Raw genomic sequence first — 16,881 nt, forward strand, 5'->3', positions numbered from 1 at the left:
ATGGAGTTTCGCCATGTTCCGCTTTTCTGCCATGCCGCCCGTGGCGGCGTGCTGCTGCGTGTGCCTCGCAGCGGTCGCGCCCGCCCATGCCGCCGATGCGCCACCGGGCGCCGCCGGCGATTCCGTGCTCACCCTGGGCAAGGTCCAGGCCACCTCACCGCTGGCCGCCGGTTCCAACGCGCGCAGCGTGTTCAGTTCCGTCGACATCCTCGGCGGCGACCTGCTGCAGGACCAGCACGTGGACTACAGCTGGGAACTGCTGATGCGCGCGCCCGGCGTGCAGGTGACCCAATTCAAGATGGGCACCGACGCCGGGCGTTTTTCCTTCCGCGGCTTCAACGGCGAAGGCCGGGTCAATGCGGTCAAGTTGCTGATCGACGGCGTGCCCAGCAACGACAATGCCGGCGCCATGCCGTACCTGGATGCGGTGTTCCCGCTGGACATCGCCGCGATCGAGATCGTGCGCGGCACCAACGACCCGCGCTACGGCCTGGACGCGATCGCCGGCAGCGTCGACGTGCTGACCCGCAGCGGCGGCAACGACGGCCGCGCCAGCGTCACCGTCGGCAGCTTCGGCACCCGCGAGGTGCAGGCGACGCAGGGCATCGAGCGTGGCGCCTGGAGCCAGAACTATTTCGCCGCCTGGCGCGACAGCGACGGCTACCGCGACCACGCCGACGCACGCAAGCACGCGTTCTCCGGCAAATGGTTCTATACCGATCCGGACGGGCGCTGGCGCGCCGGGCTCAGCGCGCGGGACTACCGCAACACGGCGTTGGAGGCGGGCTATCTCGACTACGCCACCGCGCAGCGCGCCCCGCGCAGTTCCCCCGACTACGCGCGCGACGACCGCAGCCAACGCCACACCACGCAGCTGTCGCTGCACCTGGACGCGCGTCTGGCCGACAGCGTGCAGGGCAGCGCCAAGGCGTACTGGAACCGCTACGACAACCAGCGCTGGGTGCGCTTCACCGCCGCCGGCGCGCAGCAGGAGCGCGACACCGACGAGCGCCAGCGCGGCGTGCTGGCCAAGCTCAACTGGCGCCCGGCGCTGGCCCGCGTCGACGCCTTCGCGCTGGAGGGCGGGGTCGATGCGCAGTGGCAGGACAACATCTCGCAGCGCTACCGCACGGTGGCGCGCGTGCGCACCGCGCCGCTGCGCGACTGGGACTTCGATCTGCACACCGAAGGCGCCTACGTGCAGGCGGTGCTGCGCCCGACCGCGCGCCTGCAGCTGGTCCCTGGCTACCGGGTGGATCGGGTGGGCGGGCAGTTCCGCGATGTCGCCAGCGGCGCGCGCTATCCCACCTACGCCTACGGCACGATCCGCCAACCCAAGTTCAGCGCGGTGTATGCGCTGACCGCGCAGGCCAGCCTGTACGCCAACATCGGCCGCACCTTCCAGATCGGCAGCGGCAACGGCGCCTATCGCACCCAGGCAGGCAACCTGGCGCCCTCGTTCAACGATGGCTGGGAGACCGGCCTCAAGTTCGCCGGCGCCCAGCAGCGCTGGGACGCGCGCGTGGCTTACTGGGAGCAGCGCGCCTCCGACGAAGTGGCGACCATCCTGGGCGTGAACGGCAGTGTCGGCACCGGCGAGGTCGGCAACGTCGGCAAGACCCTGCGCCGCGGCTGGGACGCGCAACTGAACCTGCGTCCGGACGAACGCTGGACGCTGTGGCTGGCGTACTCGCGGCAACGCGCGCTGATCGTCACGCCGGACCCGAGTGCGCCTGACACACGCGGCAAGGAGATCGAGAACGTGCCGCACTATCTTGCGACGGCGGGCATCGACTGGCAGGCCACGCCGCGGCTGACGCTGTCGGCCTGGGGCAATGCGCAGGGCGACTACTACGTGGAGCGCAGCAACACCTTGGGCCGCTACGGCGGCTACGCGCTGGCCAATCTCGGTGCGACCTGGCGCTGGCGCGCGCAGCGCGAACTGTCGCTGCAACTGAAGAACCTGACCGATCGGCACTACGTCTACGCCTGGTACGACAGCGGGTCCTCCGGCTACTCGCCCGGCGACGGCCGCGCGCTGTACGCCACGCTGAGCTGGGGTTGGTGATGACCACGAAAGTCATCATCACCGAGGCGGCGCCGGCGCGCTTCTACCGCGCGGTGTGGCGCTGGCATTTCTATGCCGGCCTGCTGGTGCTGCCGCTGCTGGTCTGGCTGGCGCTGACCGGTGCGGCCTTCGTCTACCAGCAGCCGATCGACGGCTACTTCCACCGCGCGCTGAAGACCGTGCCGGTGCCGGAGCACGCGCAGTCGTTGGCACCGCAGCGGCTGCTGGATGCGGCCCTGGCCGCGCAACCGGGCCAGGCGCTGCGCTACACCACGCCGCTGCGGCGCGATGCCTCGGCGGAAGTGACCATCGCCACCGCCGATGGTCGCCACGCGGTCGTGTACGTGGATCCGTACCGGGCGCGTGTGCTGGGTCAGTTGCCCGAGCACGGCACCGTGGCCTGGACGATCCGCCGCCTGCACAGCCTCGACTACGTCGGCTGGTTCGCCAATGCGCTGATCGAGGTGGCGGCCGGCTGGGCGATCCTGCTGGTGCTTACCGGCGTGTACCTGTGGTGGCCGCGCGGTCGCCGCGGCGGCGTGAGCACGGTGCGCGGGCGGCCGGCGCAGCGCGTGTTCTGGCGCGATCTGCATGCGCTCACCGGCAGCGTGGTCGGTGCGCTGCTGCTGTTCCTGGCGCTGACCGGGATGCCGTGGTCGTGGTTCTGGGGCGCGCAGGTCAACCGCCTGGCCAATGGCCACCACTATGGCTATCCGTCCGGGCTGCGGGTGGATGTGCCGATGTCGACGCAGCGGCTGAGCGACAGCGAGGTGCCGGCGTGGTCGTTGCGGCAGGCGCGCCTGCCGCAATCGTCGCCGCCGGCCGCGGACCCGCATGCGGCGCACGGCGCGCACGATGGTCACGCCGAACACGGCGGCATGGCCGACATGCCGGACGCCGCGCCGGCGGCGGACGCGATCGGCCTGGATGCAGCGGTGGCGCGGTTCCAGGCGCGCGGCATCGCGCCGGGCTACAGCGTGGCGCTGCCGCGCGGCGTGCGCGGGGTCTATACCGCCTCGGTGTATCCGCCGGACCTGGCCCAGCAACGGGTGATCCATCTGGATCAGTACAGCGGCCAGGTGCTGCTGGACATGCGCTATGCCGACTACGGCCCGCTGGCCAAGACGCTGGAGTGGGGCATCAACGTGCACCTCGGCCAGGAGTACGGCGTGCTCAACCAGCTCATCCTGATCGGCGCCTGCCTGGGCATCGTGCTGCTGTGTGTGAGCGCCGCGGTGATGTGGTGGAAGCGGCGTCCGCAGGGCGGGCTCGGGGTGCCGCCGTTACCGGCGGATCGGCGCACCTTGCGCGGCGTGGTCGCGCTGCTGGCGCTGGGCGGGATGCTGTTCCCGCTGGTCGGCCTGTCCTTGCTGCTGATGCTGGCGCTGGACTGGGTGCTGGTGCTGCGGCGCGAGCCCGCGGTGGGGGCTTAGGACATCGGGGTAGCAGCCCACTGTGATTCTGCGGCGATAGGCGAAGCCATCGGCGCATCCGACTTGGCTGCAGTCGGGACTGAAGTCCCTCCCACAAGGAGGGATCAGTGGTCAGCGCTGGCGTCAGGACTTGCACAGCGGACACGGGGCCGCCCTTGTAGGAGCGGCTTCAGCCGCGACCGGGGGGCATCGGAACGCCCGGTCGCGGCTGAAGCCGCTCCTACAGTTCCTACAACAGGCCGGGCGCGTGCTGGAGCGCGTCACAGATCCTCGTGGATCCCGCACTCGCGCTTGAGCCCGAAGAAGCGGGTGTCTTCCTCGCGCATGCCCGGTTCCCAGCGGCGGGTGGTGTGGAAGTCGCCGATGGAGACGTAGCCCTGCTCCCACAGCGGGTGATAGGGCAGGTCGTGCTGCTGCATGTATTGCCACAGGTCGCGGTCGCTCCAGTCGGCGATCGGGTTGATCTTGTAGCGGTCGCCGCGCTTCTGCACGAACGGGGTCTGCGCGCGGCTGTCGGACTGGCTGCGGCGCAGGCCGGTGAACCAGGTGCCGACCTTCAGTTCGTCCAGGGCGCGGCGCATCGGCTCGACCTTGCGCAGGTTGTTGTATTGCTCGATGCCGACCATGCCCTGTTCCCACAGGCGGCCGTGGCGCGCTTCCATCCAGGCACGGCTGACCAGCGGGCGGTAGATCTTGAGATTGAGCTTGAGCCGCTCGGTGAGCGCGTCGGCGAAGCGATAGGTTTCGGCGAACAGGTAGCCGGTGTCGATCAGGATCACCGGGATGTCCGGGCGCTGCCGGGTCAGCAGGTGCAAGGTGGCCGCCGATTGCGCGCCGAAGCTGGACGACAACGCGGGCTCGGCCGGGCCGTGCTGCAGCGCCCAGGCCACCCGCTCCGGCGCGGACAGCGTCGTCAGCAGCGCATTGGCGGCATCGAGATCCAGGGCTGGCGCCGGTGCGTTGGCGGAGACGTTGTGGGAGGAAGCGGGCAGAGCGCTCATGCGTGCAGTTCCGACGGAATCAGGTGACGGTGGGTGGGGTAGGCGGGCAGTTCGACCACGCCGGTGCGATGCAGGAAATCGCCGAAGCGCTCGTCCGCGCCGCGTTCGCTGGCATAGCGTGCGAACAGCGGTTCCAGCGCGGCGAGGATCTCCGGCTCGGCGATGTTCTCGCGGTACAGGGTGTTGAGGCGCTGGCCGCGGTGGTCGCCGCCGAGCATCAGGTTGTAGCGGCCGGGTGCCTTGCCGACCAGGGCGATCTCGGCCAGGTACGGCCGCGAACAGCCGTTCGGGCAGCCCGAGAGGCGCAGCAGGATCGGCGCGTCTTCCAGGCCGTGGCGGGCCAGCAACGGTTGCAGCTGCGCGGCGAAGGCCGGGAGATAGCGCTCGGCCTCGGCCATCGCCAGGCCGCAGGTCGGCAGGGCCACGCAGGCCATCGCCGCGCGCGCCAGCGCGGTGGGCGCGCGGTTGCCGGCGTCCAGCGCGTGCGCGCGCACCAGCGCGTCGATCGCGGCGCGTTGCGCGGCGGGAATGCCGGCGATCACCAGGTTCTGGTTGGCGGTCATGCGGAAGTGCGCACCGTCGCCGGCGTCGCGCAGGTGCGCGGCGATCGCGCGCAGGCCGCTGAGGTGCTGCGCGCCGTCGGCGTGGTCGGCGATACGCCCGGCCGGCAGCGACAGGGTCAGGTGCCAGCGGCCATCTTCGCCTTCGTTCCAGCCGTCGCGGTCGCCGTTGTGCTCGAAGGCGAAGGCGCGCACCGGCTGCAGGCGCACGCCGGCGCGGCGCTCGATCTCCGCCACTACCGTGTCCAGGCCGTGGTCGTCGATGGTGTATTTGAAGCGTGCGCGCTTGCGCACCGTGCGGTTGCCCAGGTCGCGCTGGGTGGTGACCACGGCGGTGGCGACGTCGAGCAACTGCGCGCGGTCGATGAAGCCGACCACGTTGGCCACGCGCGGGTAGGTCTCCGCGTCGCCGTGGCTGGCGCCCATGCCGCCGCCGAGGCTGACGTTGTAGCCGGCCAGGGTGCCGTCGGCGTCGAGCACGCCGATGAACCCCAGGTCGTTGGCGAACACGTCGACGTCGTTGACCGGCGGCAGTGCGAAGCCGATCTTGAACTTGCGCGGCAGGTAGGCGTTGCCGTAGATCGGCTCGTCCTCCTGGCCGCTGCCGGCGACCTGCTCCTCGTCCAGCCAGATCTCGTAGTAGGCGCGGGTGTTGGGCAGCAGGTGTTCGGACACGCGCGCGGCATCGGCATAGAGCGTGGCATGCGCCTGCGAGGCCAGCGGATTGGCGGCGACCTGCACGTTGCGGTTGACGTCGCCGCAGGCGGCCAGCGTGTCGATCAGCGCGGCGTTGATCGCCTGCATGGTCGCCTTCAGTTCGCGCTTGATCACCCCGTGGAACTGGAATGCCTGGCGCGTGGTGATGCGCAGCGAGTGGTTGCCGTAGGTGGTGGCGATGGCATCGAGCTTGAGCCACTGCGCCGGCTCCACCACCCCGCCCGGGGTGCGCGTGCGGATCATGAACTGGTAGGCCGGCTCCAGCTTCTGCCGGCGCCGCTCCTCGCGCAGATCGCGGTCGTCCTGCTGGTAGCTGCCGTGGTACTTGATCAGGGTCTGATCGTCCTCGCGCAGCGCCCCGGTGACCGGATCGGCCAGGCTCTGCAGCAGCGACCCGCGCAGCCGCTGGCTTTTGTGCTTGATGTCTTCGACGGAATGGGACATTGAAGGGCCGGGATTGGGGAGTAGGGATTCGGGATTGGTGGAGCGAGCAGACGTGTACTGACGGATCAAAGCCTTCGACAGCAACAGGCGCGCGGATCGCCGCTTCGACGAATCCCCAATCCCGACTCCCCAATCCCCACCTCAATAGACATCGCGCGCATACCGCCCCTCCCGCTGCAATTGGCTGAGGTAGGCCGCGGCGTCCTCGGGGCTGTGGGCGCCGTGTTCGGCGACGAGCTCCAGCAGGGTGGCGTGCACATCCTTGCCCATGGCGATGGCGCCGCACACGTACAGGTGCGCGCCATTCTGCAGCCAGTCGTAGACGGCGCGGCCGTGTTCGCGCAGGCGCTGCTGCACGTACACCTTGGCTGGCGCGGCGGTGCCGCGCAGCGGCTGCACGTCGCGCGAGAACGCCAGGTCCAGCCGGTGCAGTTCGCCGCTGCGCAGTGCCTGCTGCCATTCGGCCTGGTAGAGGAAATCGCGGTTGAAGTGGCGGGCACCGAAGAACAACCAGTTGCGGCCGCTGGCGCCGCTTTCGGCGCGCTCCTGCACGAAGCCGCGGAACGGCGCCACGCCGGTGCCGGGGCCGATCATCAGGATGTCGCGGCTGCCGTCGGCCGGCACCCGGAAGCGTTCGTTGGGTTCGATGTAGACCGGCGCGCTGTCGCCTTCGGCCAAGGCGGCCAGATAGCCGCTTGCGGCGCCGCCATGGGCATGACCGTGGGCGTGATAGGCCAGCACGTCGACGGTGAGGTGGGCTTCGTCGCCGACGCGCTTTTGGCTGGAGGCGATCGAGTACAGCCGCGGGACCATCGGCCGCAGCGCCTGCAGCAGCGCGGCGTGGTCCCAATCCGCCGGCCAGCGACGCAGCACGTCGATCACTTGGTGATCGGCGAGCAGCGCCGCCAGGCCGGCGGTCTGGGTGGGGTCGAGCAGCTCGGTCAGCTCGGTCAGCGCGGTCGCGCCGGCGCGTTCGGCCACCGCGGCGAGCAACGGGCGCGAGGCCCGTGTCAGCTCGCGGTGGCCGCTGAGCCACTCGTGCAGGGACAGTGTCTGCCCATCGGCAGTGAATTCGACGTCACCGTCCAGTCGGGTCGCGGTCAACACCGCCTCGACCAGCGCGGGCGGATTGCGATGGCGCACGCCCAGGGCATCGCCGGGTTCGTAGTGCAGGCCGCTGCCGGCCAGCGACAGTTCCAGGTGGCGCACGTCCTTGTCGGCTTGGCCGTGCGCGGCGTAGCGCGGCCCCTTGAAGTCGCGGCCGCTGATCGGCTGGTTGGCCAGCACCTCGGCGGCGAACGGCTGGGTGCAGCTCCACGTCGCGGCGGCGGCGCCGCGCAGCGGCGTCACCGTGGCCGATGGCGCCGCGGGCGTGCGGCCCAGCACGTCGCGTGCCTGCGCCAGCGCCTGCGCGCGCCACGGCGCCGCCACCGTCTCGATCTCCAGGTCGGCCTCGCCCAGCGGCAGCAGCCGCTGCGCGCCGAGTTCGGCCAGGCGCGCGTCCAGGCGCCGGGCGATGCCGCAGAAATCGGCGTAGCTGGAATCGCCCAGGCCGAGCACGGCGTATTGCAGCTGCGGCAGCTTCGGCGCGCGCCGGCCCTGCAGGAACTCGACGAAGCCGATCGCATCGTCCGGCGGGTCGCCCTCGCCCTGGGTGCTGATGACCACGTACAGCAGACGCTCGTTGCCCAGCTCGCGGGTGGGATAGGCGTCGGCGCGCAGCAGGCGCACCGCCAGGCCAGCGGCTTCGGCCTCGGCGGCCACCTGTTCGGCGGCGCGGCGCGCGTTGCCGGTCTGGCTGCCGTAGACGATGCTTAACTGCGGCGCGGGCGAGGGGGCCGCGGCAGCGCCGGCGACCACAGCCAGCGCCGGGGTCGCCGGACCCTGCGCCTGGGCCAGGCCGGCGGCGTAGCCGGACAGCCACCACAGGCCGGCCGCGTCCAGGCCCTCCACGGTCCGCGCCAGCAGTGCCTTGCGCTCCTCGGGCAAGGGGCTGGGCGGCAACGCGGGCGAGGCGGCGGTCATGGCCGGTCCGATGTATGAGGAAGGGATGACCGATGTTAGGGATTCGTTGCGCTGTGCAGAAAGGAACAGGGGTTATCGGCTCATGCCCGGGGCTTATTTCTGCCGAGTGGCCAGCGGACGCACACTGCCGACCCGACTGCCACGACCGCTGCTACGCTTCGGTCCGGTCTCCACTGCCTGCCGCTGCCGTCTCGATGAGTTCGTCACCCCTGTCCCATCTCGACCGCCTCGAGGCCGAGAGCATCCACATCCTGCGCGAGGTCGCCGCCGAATTCCGCAACCCGGTGCTGCTGTATTCGGTGGGCAAGGACAGCTCGGTGCTGCTGCACCTGCTGCTCAAGGCGTTCGCGCCGGCACCGCCGCCGATCCCGCTGCTGCACGTGGACACGCGCTGGAAGTTCCGCGAGATGATCGCCTTCCGCGACCGCCGCGCCGCCGAGACCGGCGTGGAACTGCGCGTGCACATCAATCCCGACGGCGTCGCCCAGGACGTCGGCCCGTTCAGCCACGGCCCCAGCGTACACACCGACGTGATGAAGACCCAGGCGCTGAAGCAGGCCCTGGACCTGTGGAAGTTCGATGCCGCCATCGGCGGCGCGCGCCGCGACGAGGAGAAGGCGCGCGCCAAGGAGCGCGTGTTCTCGTTCCGCAACGCGCACCACCGCTGGGATCCCAAGCAGCAGCGTCCGGAGCTGTGGAATCTGTACAACCCGCGGATCCATCCCGGCGAGAGCGTGCGCGTGTTCCCGCTGTCCAACTGGACCGAACTGGACATCTGGCTGTACATCTACCGCGAAGCGATCCCGGTGGTGCCGCTGTACTTCGCCGCCGAACACCCGGTGGTGGAGCGCGATGGCGCGCTGATCATGGTCGACGACGCGCGCCTGCCGCTGCGTCCCGGCGAAACCCCGCAACTGCGCCGGGTGCGCTTCCGCACCCTCGGCTGCTACCCGCTGACCGGCGCGATCGAGTCGCAGGCCGACACCCTGGAGAAGATCATCGCCGAGATGCTGCAGGCCACCACCTCCGAACGCCAGGGCCGGATCATCGACCAGGATCCGGGCGCGTCGATGGAGCAGAAGAAGGTGGAGGGTTATTTCTGATGGGCCGGGAGTCGGGATTCGGGATTGGGGATTCGCAAGAGCGCAGTTCGGCGACGGATGCGGTGTCGGGAGGGAACGCTGTTACGAATCCCCAATCCCGAATCTCCAATCCCGTAGGCGGCGACGCAGTCGCCGCCTACCTGCAACAACACGAACACAAGCCACTGCTGCGCTTCATCACCTGCGGCAGCGTCGACGACGGCAAGAGCACGCTCATCGGGCGCTTGCTGTACGACAGCAAGCGGCTGTTCGACGACCAGTTGGCTGCGCTCGGTGCCGACAGCAAGCGCCACGGCACCCGCGGTGGGGCCATCGACTATGCGCTGTTGCTGGATGGCCTGGCCGCCGAGCGCGAACAGGGCATCACCATCGACGTGGCCTACCGCTATTTCGACACCGACCGGCGCAAGTTCATCGTCGCCGATTGCCCCGGGCATGCGCAGTACACCCGCAACATGGCCACCGGTGCGTCCACCGCCGACGTGGCGGTGGTGCTGGTCGACGCCGCCAAGGGGGTGCTGACCCAGACCCGCCGGCACAGCTACATCGTCGCCCTGCTGGGCATCCGCCACGTGGTGTTGGCGGTCAACAAGATGGACCTGGTCGAGTTCGATCAGGCGACGTTCGAGAGCATCGCCAGCGAGTACCGTGCGCTCGCCGCGCAACTGGGCATCGCCGACGTGCAGTGCATTCCGCTGTCCGCGTTGGAGGGCGACAACCTGTCGCAGCGCTCGCCGCGCATGCCCTGGTACGCCGGTCCGGCGCTGCTCGAGCATCTGGAAGGCGTGCAGCTGGATGCGCGCGGCGGCGACAGCGGCCTGCGCCTGCCGGTGCAGTGGGTCAACCGCCCGCACGCGCAGTTCCGCGGCTTCGCCGGCACCGTGGCGGCCGGTGCGGTGCAGCCCGGCGATGCGGTGGTGGTGCTGCCGTCGGCGCGGCGCGCGCAGGTGGCACAGGTGCTGGTCGGCGCCGAGCCGGTGCCGCGCGCGGTGGCCGGGCAGGCGGTGACCCTGACCCTGACCGAGGAGATCGACGTCAGCCGCGGCGACGTGATCGCCGCCGCCGGCGATCCGCCGGAGGTGGCCGACCAGTTCGCCGCGCACGTGCTGTGGATGGACGATGCCGCGCTGTTGCCGGGCCGCCCGTACTGGCTGAAGATCGGCGCGCGCACCGTGGCCGCCAGCGTCACCGAGATCAAGCACCGCATCGACGTCAACACGCAGGAGCGGCTGGCGGCCAAGCGCCTGGAACTCAACGAGGTCGGCTACTGCAACCTGGCGCTGGACCAGCCGATCGCCTTCGCCCCGTACGCGCAGGACCGCACGCTCGGCGGCTTCATCCTGATCGACCGCCACAGCAATGCCACCGTCGCCGCCGGCACCCTGGATTTTGCGCTGCGCCGCGCCGGCAACGTGCACTGGCAGCACCTGGACGTGGACAAGGCCGCGCGCGCGCGGATCAAGGGACAGACGCCGAAGGTGCTGTGGTTCACCGGCCTGTCCGGCGCCGGCAAGTCGACCATCGCCAACCTGGTCGACAAGCGCCTGCACGCACTGGGCTACCACACCTTCATCCTCGACGGCGACAACGTCCGCCACGGCCTGAATCGCGACCTGGGCTTCACCGACGAGGATCGGGTCGAGAATATCCGCCGCGTTGCCGAAGTGGCCAGGTTGATGGTCGATGCTGGCTTGATCGTGCTGGTCAGCTTCATCTCACCGTTCCGCGCCGAGCGGCAACTGGCGCGCGAGCGCTTCGGCGAGGGCGAATTCCTCGAGGTGTTCGTCGACGTGCCGCTGCCGGTGGCCGAGGCGCGCGACATCAAGGGCCTGTACGCCAAGGCGCGCGCCGGCCTGATCCCCAACTTCACCGGCATCGATTCGCCGTACGAGGCGCCGGAGCGGCCGGAACTGCACCTGCACGCCGACGGCGACAATGCCGAAGCGCTGGCCGCACAGGTACTGGCGGCGCTGGGACTGCAGGACTGAGGTGGGGAGCGAGGTTTTGCCGCTGGCGTGCCGGTGTCGATCATGTCGCCGTGCCCCTGTAGCGCCCTTGTAGGAGCGGCTTCAGCCGCGACCAGGCTTTCCCGGTAAAGTCCGGTCGCGGCTGAAACCGCTCCTACAATCCAACTGCCGCCGCAACAAAATGAGCAATAGCAACGGCTTTCGCCCTTGCGGGCGAGTTACTTTGATCAGCCTTCGGCTGCTGAGAAGCGCTTCTTTTCTCGCGCAAAGAAAAAGGTAACCAAAAGGAGCGCTTTACCACAGCCGAAGGCTGGTCAAGCGCGCCCTGCCTTGCGGAAGGGAACCCGGCAAGTCAAAGCCGAAGCAACAGCGATAGCAAAGCGAATGCGCTGCACTTGGTGGCCCACGTCGCCTGTTGATCGTGGTGGGCACGCAACACCGCTGGTCTCCGCAGCAGCCGCAGGCGCCGTTCGCGCGTGCGGAACGACGCCTGCCGGGACTTGCGATACGTTGGCCGAGTTCACTGTGGGAGGGACTTCAGTCCCGACGCCTTTCAAGGGTGGGTGCACAGCAGGAATCGTTCGTCGCGGCTGCATGGCAGTTGATTTCTACGACGAACTGCTCCCCGCGCGAGCGCTAGTGTTGTCCCACTGACCGTCATCACGTGACAGCCGCGGCCGCGCATGCTTAAGTCGTCGCCCTCCTCATCGGCGAAGGCCTTCCATGCCAGCTCTGTCCCGTCGCGTGCTGTTCTCCGTCCTCGCGCTGTGCTGCGGCGCGGCCTGCGCGCAGGCGCCCGATGCGGTGCCGAGCGGGCGCCTGCCGGATTGGGCGGTGCCCGAGCACTATGCGCTGGACCTGAAGATCGATCCGGAGCGCACCGACTTCGACGGCACCGCCACCTTGCGCGTGCGCCTGGAGCGCGCTTCCGACCACCTGTGGCTGCACGGCAAGGAGCTGCGGGTGCGCAAGGCCACGCTGCGCACCGCCGACGGCGCCTCGTTCCCGGTGCGTTACGCGCAGGCCGATGCACAGGCCGGTGTGGCCCGCATCGCCTTCGGGCGCACCCTGCAGCCGCAGGAGCTGACCCTCACCATCGTCTACAGCGCGCCGTTCAACCAGCAGTTACAGGGCCTGTATCAGGTCAAGGCGCAGGGGCATGCCTACGCCTTGACGCAGATGGAACCGATCAGCGCGCGCTACGCCTTTCCCGGCTTCGACGAGCCGGCGCTGAAGACGCCGTTCGCGCTGCGCCTGACCGTGCCCGACGGCGAGCAGGCGCTGGCCAATACCCGCGCCGAGTCCACCGAGCCGGCCGGCAAGGGCTGGAAGACGGTGCGCTTCGCCGAGACCGTGCCGCTGCCGACCTACCTGGTGGCCTACGCGGTCGGGCCGTGGGACGTGGTCGACGGACCGGTGCTGCCGGCCACGCCGCAGCGCCCGCAGTCGATTCCGCTGCGCGGCGTGGCCGCGCACGGGCAGGGGCTGCGCATCCAGCGCGCGCTGCAGCAGACACCGGACATCATCGCCGCGCTGGAGGACTACTACGACTTCGGCTATCCGTTCGACAAGCTGGACCTGGTGGCCGCGCCGGACTTCTCCGCCGGCGCGATGGAGAACCCCGGCTTCGTCACCTTCCGCGACTGGCTACTGCTGCTGGACGACGATTCGCCGCGGCACAACGTCGAGGGCTCGTTCAACGTCACCGCGCACGAACTGGCGCACCAGTGGACCGGCGACACGGTGACCATGGCCTGGTGGAACGACCTGTGGCTCAACGAGGCCTTCGCCACCTGGATGCAGCAGAAGATCACCATGCGCCTGCGTCCGCAGTACCGCGCCGACCTGGACCGCATCAGTGCCGCTCAGGACGCGATGAACAACGACAGCCTGGTCAGCGCACGCAAGATCCGCCAGCCGATCACCGGCAACGGCGACATCGAGACCGCTTTCGACAGCATCACCTACCGCAAGGGCGCCGCGGTACTGGGCATGTTCGAGCAGTTCGTCGGTGAGGACACCTTCCGCAGCGGCATGCGCAGCTACATCCGCGCGCACCGCTTCGGCAACGCCACTGCCGACGATCTGGTCGACGCCATCGCCGCCGCCGCCGGCAAGGGCGAGGATTTCAAGGCTGCGTTCCGCAGTTTTCTCGATCAGCCGGGCGTGCCCTACCTGCAGGCGCGCTTGCAGCCGGAGGCGCGCGGTGCGGTGCTGCAACTGCACCAGCAGCGCTTCCTGCCGCTGGGCTCGCGCGGCAGCGCCGCGCAGACCTGGGGCGTGCCGGTGTGCGTCAAGTACGGCACGCGCCAGGGCGTGCGCCGCGCCTGCCAGATGCTGTCCGCCAGCGACGGCCGTCTCGCGCTCGCCGGCGCCGATGCCGACAGCTGGGTGATGCCGAACGCCGGCGGCACCGGCTACTACCGCTTCGCCCTGCCCAAGCCGCAACTGACCGCACTCGGCCACCACCTCGATGCGCTCGACGACGCCGAGAAGTTGGCCTACGCCGATGCCATCGACAGTGCCTTCCGCACCGGCGATGCCGACACCACCGACGTGATCGCGGCGATGCGGCAGCTGGCGCCGGCCAAGGCCACGGCGGTGGCCACCGCGATGAACGACCGCATTGCCTGGATCTGGCGGGTGCTGATGCGCGACGAGGCGCAGCGGGATGCGCTGCGCTTGGCGACCGAAGCCGCGTTCGGCGCGCGCCTGCAGGCGTTGGGCTACCAGCGCCGCGCCGGCGACAGCGACGACGATGTGGCGCTGCGCTCCGAGCTGGCCGGGTTGCTCGGGGTGACTATGGGCGTGCCGGCGGTGCGACAGGCGCTGCTGGCGCAGGGCGATGCGGTGCTGGCCGGCAAGGGCGGCGCGCTGGAGTTCGCCGCCGCCAACCCGGATCTGCTCGGCGCAGCGCTGACCGTGGCGGTGCAGCAGCGCGGTGCGCCGGCGGTGGACGCGTTGATCGCGGCCCTGCGTGGTCATGGCGAGCCGGCCCAGCGCAACGCGATGATCGCTGCGCTCGGTGCCGTGCGCGATCCGCAGCAGTTGCAGAAGGTGCGCGATTTCGCCCTGACCGATGCGATCAAGGTCGGCGAGATGGCCAGCCTGTTGATGGGCGGGCATGCCGAGCCGGCCACGCATGCCTCGATGTGGCCGTGGTACACCGCTAACTTCGATCGCATCGTGGCGCGCTCCGGTTCCTTCGACGGTGGCCGCTTGCCGGCGCTGGCCGCCGCCGGTGGCTGCGACGCCGCCGAAGCGGATCGACTGGAGGCGTTCTTCACGCCGCGCCTGAAAGCGCTCAGCGGCGCCGACCGCGGGCTGGCGCAGACCGCCGAAACCATTCGCCTGTGCAGTGCGCTGCGCGAGCGGCAGCACATCGCCGGCGCGCCGCGCTAAGCACGCCGAACGGGCGCGGCGCAGGCCGCGCCACGCGCGCGCTGCTGGCGCCGTACACCCGCTCGCCGGATGCGGTGCAGCAGCGTCTGCAGCCACTGGAAGCGCAGACGCCGCCGGTCGGCGGCCACGCCTGGGCGGCGGCGCGCAGGCCGGTTCGCTCAGGCCGGATCGGTGCGCGACGGCGCCAGCGGTCGCGGCGCGCAGCGCGGCTGCTGCAGCAGGTGCACGAACTGCGCGGCGATCACCGCGCCGCCGAAATGGCGCTGCACGAAGTGGCGCCCGGCCTGGCCCATGCGCTGGCGGCGTTCACTGTCGCACAGGCGCAGGATCGCATCGCGCCAGCCGTCCACGTCGCCGGGCGTGAGCAGTTCGCCGCTGACCCCGGGGTCCAGCGTCTCTGCGGTGCCGCCGACGTGGCTGGCCAGCACCGGCACGCCACTGGCCTGCGCCTCCACCGAGACCCGGCCGAAGGTTTCCGGCGCCAGCGACGGGAACGCCAGCATCGACATCGCGTTGTAGTACGGGGTGGTGTCGTTGACCCAGCCGACGAAGCGGTGGCGCTCGCCGTGCGGCTGCGCCGCGGCCTGCGCCTGCAGCTGCGCCGCGTCCGGGCCGTCGCCCAGCCACAGGCAGTGCAGCCGCGGCTCCTGCGCCATCGCCGCCGAAGCGGCCTCCAGCAACGGGAAGATGCCCTTGCCGGCGTGCATGCGCCCGCTGTAGCCGAGCACGATCGCGTCCTCGGGCAACCGCTGCGCGGCGCGGATGGCGCGGCCGCGTTCCGGATCCGGGCGCAGCCGTTCCATGGTCACCGGGTTGTACAGCACCTGCACCAGCGCCTCGGGTACGCCGCATTCCAGGTAGGCTTGCCGCGCGTAGTGCGACACCGCGAAGAAGCGCGCCGCCAGGCGCGGGATCGCATAACCGGACAGCGCGCTCATCGCCGGCGTGCGGTGGCGGAACAGCGCGACGGGGATACCCAGCGTGCGCCCGGCCAGCAGCAGCGGCCAGTACTCCTTGCCGAAGTTGCCGACCAGCCAGTCCGGTCGGCTGCGCCGCGCCACCCGCAGCAGCGGTCCGTAGCCGTCGGGGTCGAGCACGTTGCGGAAGTGCCCGACGTGCACGGTGATGCCGCTGCGGCGCAACTCGTCGGCGATCAGGCCGCCCTCGCAGGCGATGACCTCCACCTGGTGGCCGACGCCGGCCAGCGCCTGCGCCAGCGCCACGAAATGCGTGGCCGCGCCGGTGTTTTCGGGATTGGTGCCGACGAACAGGAATTTCATCCGCGGCGGTCCTCGTAGGCGGTGAACGCGCGCAGCGCGAATTGCGGCAGCAGGTGATGGCGCGCGACCTGGATGCGCGGGTAACGCATCGGGTCCGAGCCGGCCAGCGCGCGGCCGCGGCGGGTGCTGGTGGCGGCGGTGTAGCCGGCCTCGCGCACCACCTCGGCGACGCGGTCGTCGACATCGCCGTAGGGATAGCAGAACTGCGGCACCGCCTCGCCGAGCAGGTCCTCCAGCTCGCGCTTGCAGCCGCCGATCTCCTCGCGCAGGGCCGCATCGCTGCAGCCGGTCAGGTGCGGGTGCGAGCGGGTGTGCGCGCCGATTTCCATGCCGCCGGCGCGCCACTGGCGCAGCTCGGCGAGGTTCATCAGCGGCTTCTCGATGCCGAGCTTCTGCGCATCCCACACGTTGTGGCGGCCGATGCAGCCGCTGACCATGTACACCGTGGCGGTGAAGCCCAGCCGCTGCAGCACCGGCAACGCCGCCTGCAGGTTGTCCAGGTAGCCGTCGTCCAGGGTGACCACCGCGATCTTCCCCTCGCGTTCGCCGCGCAGGTAGGGCATGGCGTCGGACATGGACACGCCGCGGTAGCCCAGCCGCTGCAGCAGGCGCATCTGCCGGGCGAAACGGCCGGGGCTCACGTACAGGCTGCGGTACACCTGCAGGTGGCGCGGCGCCTCGGCCACGTTGTGGTACATGAAAATCGGAATGCGGGCCGTGGCGGCGGTGTCGGAAGGCATCGGGGAACGGCTCGGTGACGGAAGGGCGATGTGCGGCGCGGGAGTCTACCGGGCCTGGCTTTCGCTGGTCTGTCGGGTAAAACCCTCAGTCGTAGACGATTGCGACGCCGCGGCGACCGCGGCCGGCGGCTATGCTGCGGG

Annotated in this window: 10 protein-coding genes; 5 read left to right on the forward strand and 5 right to left on the reverse strand. The window is 70.3% G+C overall.

Annotated features, from left to right (window positions below):
* The first annotated feature begins 13 nt into the window (after positions 1-13).
* A complete protein-coding gene (locus QN245_RS05305; RefSeq protein WP_317844739.1) occupies positions 14-2,068 on the forward strand; it encodes a TonB-dependent receptor in 2,055 nt (684 codons plus the stop codon).
* Positions 2,068-3,501, forward strand: coding sequence for a PepSY-associated TM helix domain-containing protein (locus tag QN245_RS05310; RefSeq protein WP_317844740.1), 1,434 nt, complete (start codon positions 2,068-2,070; stop codon positions 3,499-3,501). Before QN245_RS05305 ends, QN245_RS05310 begins: the two co-directional genes overlap by 1 nt.
* 260 nt (positions 3,502-3,761) lie before the next feature.
* Here the strand turns inward: QN245_RS05310 and QN245_RS05315 are convergent, their stop codons facing one another.
* The 3 genes from QN245_RS05315 to QN245_RS05325 all read right to left on the reverse strand — a co-directional run bounded on the left by QN245_RS05315 (position 3,762) and on the right by QN245_RS05325 (position 8,248).
* Positions 3,762-4,502: a phosphoadenylyl-sulfate reductase gene (locus QN245_RS05315; RefSeq protein WP_317844741.1), complete on the reverse strand. Its 741-nt coding sequence runs from the start codon at positions 4,500-4,502 to the stop codon at positions 3,762-3,764.
* Complete coding sequence (gene cysI, locus QN245_RS05320; protein ID WP_317844742.1) at positions 4,499-6,223, reverse strand: assimilatory sulfite reductase (NADPH) hemoprotein subunit; 1,725 nt, start codon at positions 6,221-6,223, stop codon at positions 4,499-4,501. The genes QN245_RS05315 and cysI overlap by 4 nt, the downstream gene beginning before the upstream one ends.
* A 141-nt stretch (positions 6,224-6,364) precedes the next feature.
* Positions 6,365-8,248: an assimilatory sulfite reductase (NADPH) flavoprotein subunit gene (locus QN245_RS05325; protein ID WP_317844743.1), complete on the reverse strand. Its 1,884-nt coding sequence runs from the start codon at positions 8,246-8,248 to the stop codon at positions 6,365-6,367.
* Between the two features lie 194 nt (positions 8,249-8,442).
* Here QN245_RS05325 and cysD point away from each other — a divergent pair, with 194 nt between their 5' ends.
* The 3 genes from cysD (at position 8,443) to QN245_RS05340 (ending at position 14,720) form a co-directional block, all read left to right on the forward strand.
* Positions 8,443-9,351, forward strand: coding sequence for a sulfate adenylyltransferase subunit CysD (gene cysD / locus QN245_RS05330; RefSeq protein WP_317844744.1), 909 nt, complete (start codon positions 8,443-8,445; stop codon positions 9,349-9,351).
* Positions 9,351-11,339: a sulfate adenylyltransferase subunit CysN gene (gene cysN / locus QN245_RS05335; protein ID WP_317844745.1), complete on the forward strand. Its 1,989-nt coding sequence runs from the start codon at positions 9,351-9,353 to the stop codon at positions 11,337-11,339. The genes cysD and cysN overlap by 1 nt, the downstream gene beginning before the upstream one ends.
* A gap of 702 nt (positions 11,340-12,041) precedes the next feature.
* Positions 12,042-14,720 carry a M1 family metallopeptidase gene (locus QN245_RS05340; protein ID WP_317844746.1) on the forward strand — a complete coding sequence of 893 codons (2,679 nt, stop codon included), beginning with the start codon at positions 12,042-12,044 and terminating at the stop codon, positions 14,718-14,720.
* A 158-nt stretch (positions 14,721-14,878) separates the two neighbouring features.
* Here QN245_RS05340 and QN245_RS05345 read toward each other — a convergent pair whose 3' ends face one another.
* Positions 14,879-16,000, reverse strand: a complete 1,122-nt coding sequence (locus QN245_RS05345; RefSeq protein WP_317844747.1) for a glycosyltransferase family 4 protein — start codon at positions 15,998-16,000, stop codon at positions 14,879-14,881.
* On the reverse strand, positions 15,997-16,740 hold the full coding sequence (locus QN245_RS05350) for a polysaccharide deacetylase family protein (protein ID WP_317844748.1): 744 nt from the start codon (positions 16,738-16,740) through the stop codon (positions 15,997-15,999). Before QN245_RS05350 ends, QN245_RS05345 begins: the two co-directional genes overlap by 4 nt.
* Positions 16,741-16,881: the final 141 nt, after the last annotated feature.

The sequence above is a fragment of the Xanthomonas rydalmerensis genome (genome assembly GCF_033170385.1).
In the GTDB taxonomy this organism is placed as follows: Bacteria; Pseudomonadota; Gammaproteobacteria; order Xanthomonadales; family Xanthomonadaceae; genus Xanthomonas_A; species Xanthomonas_A rydalmerensis.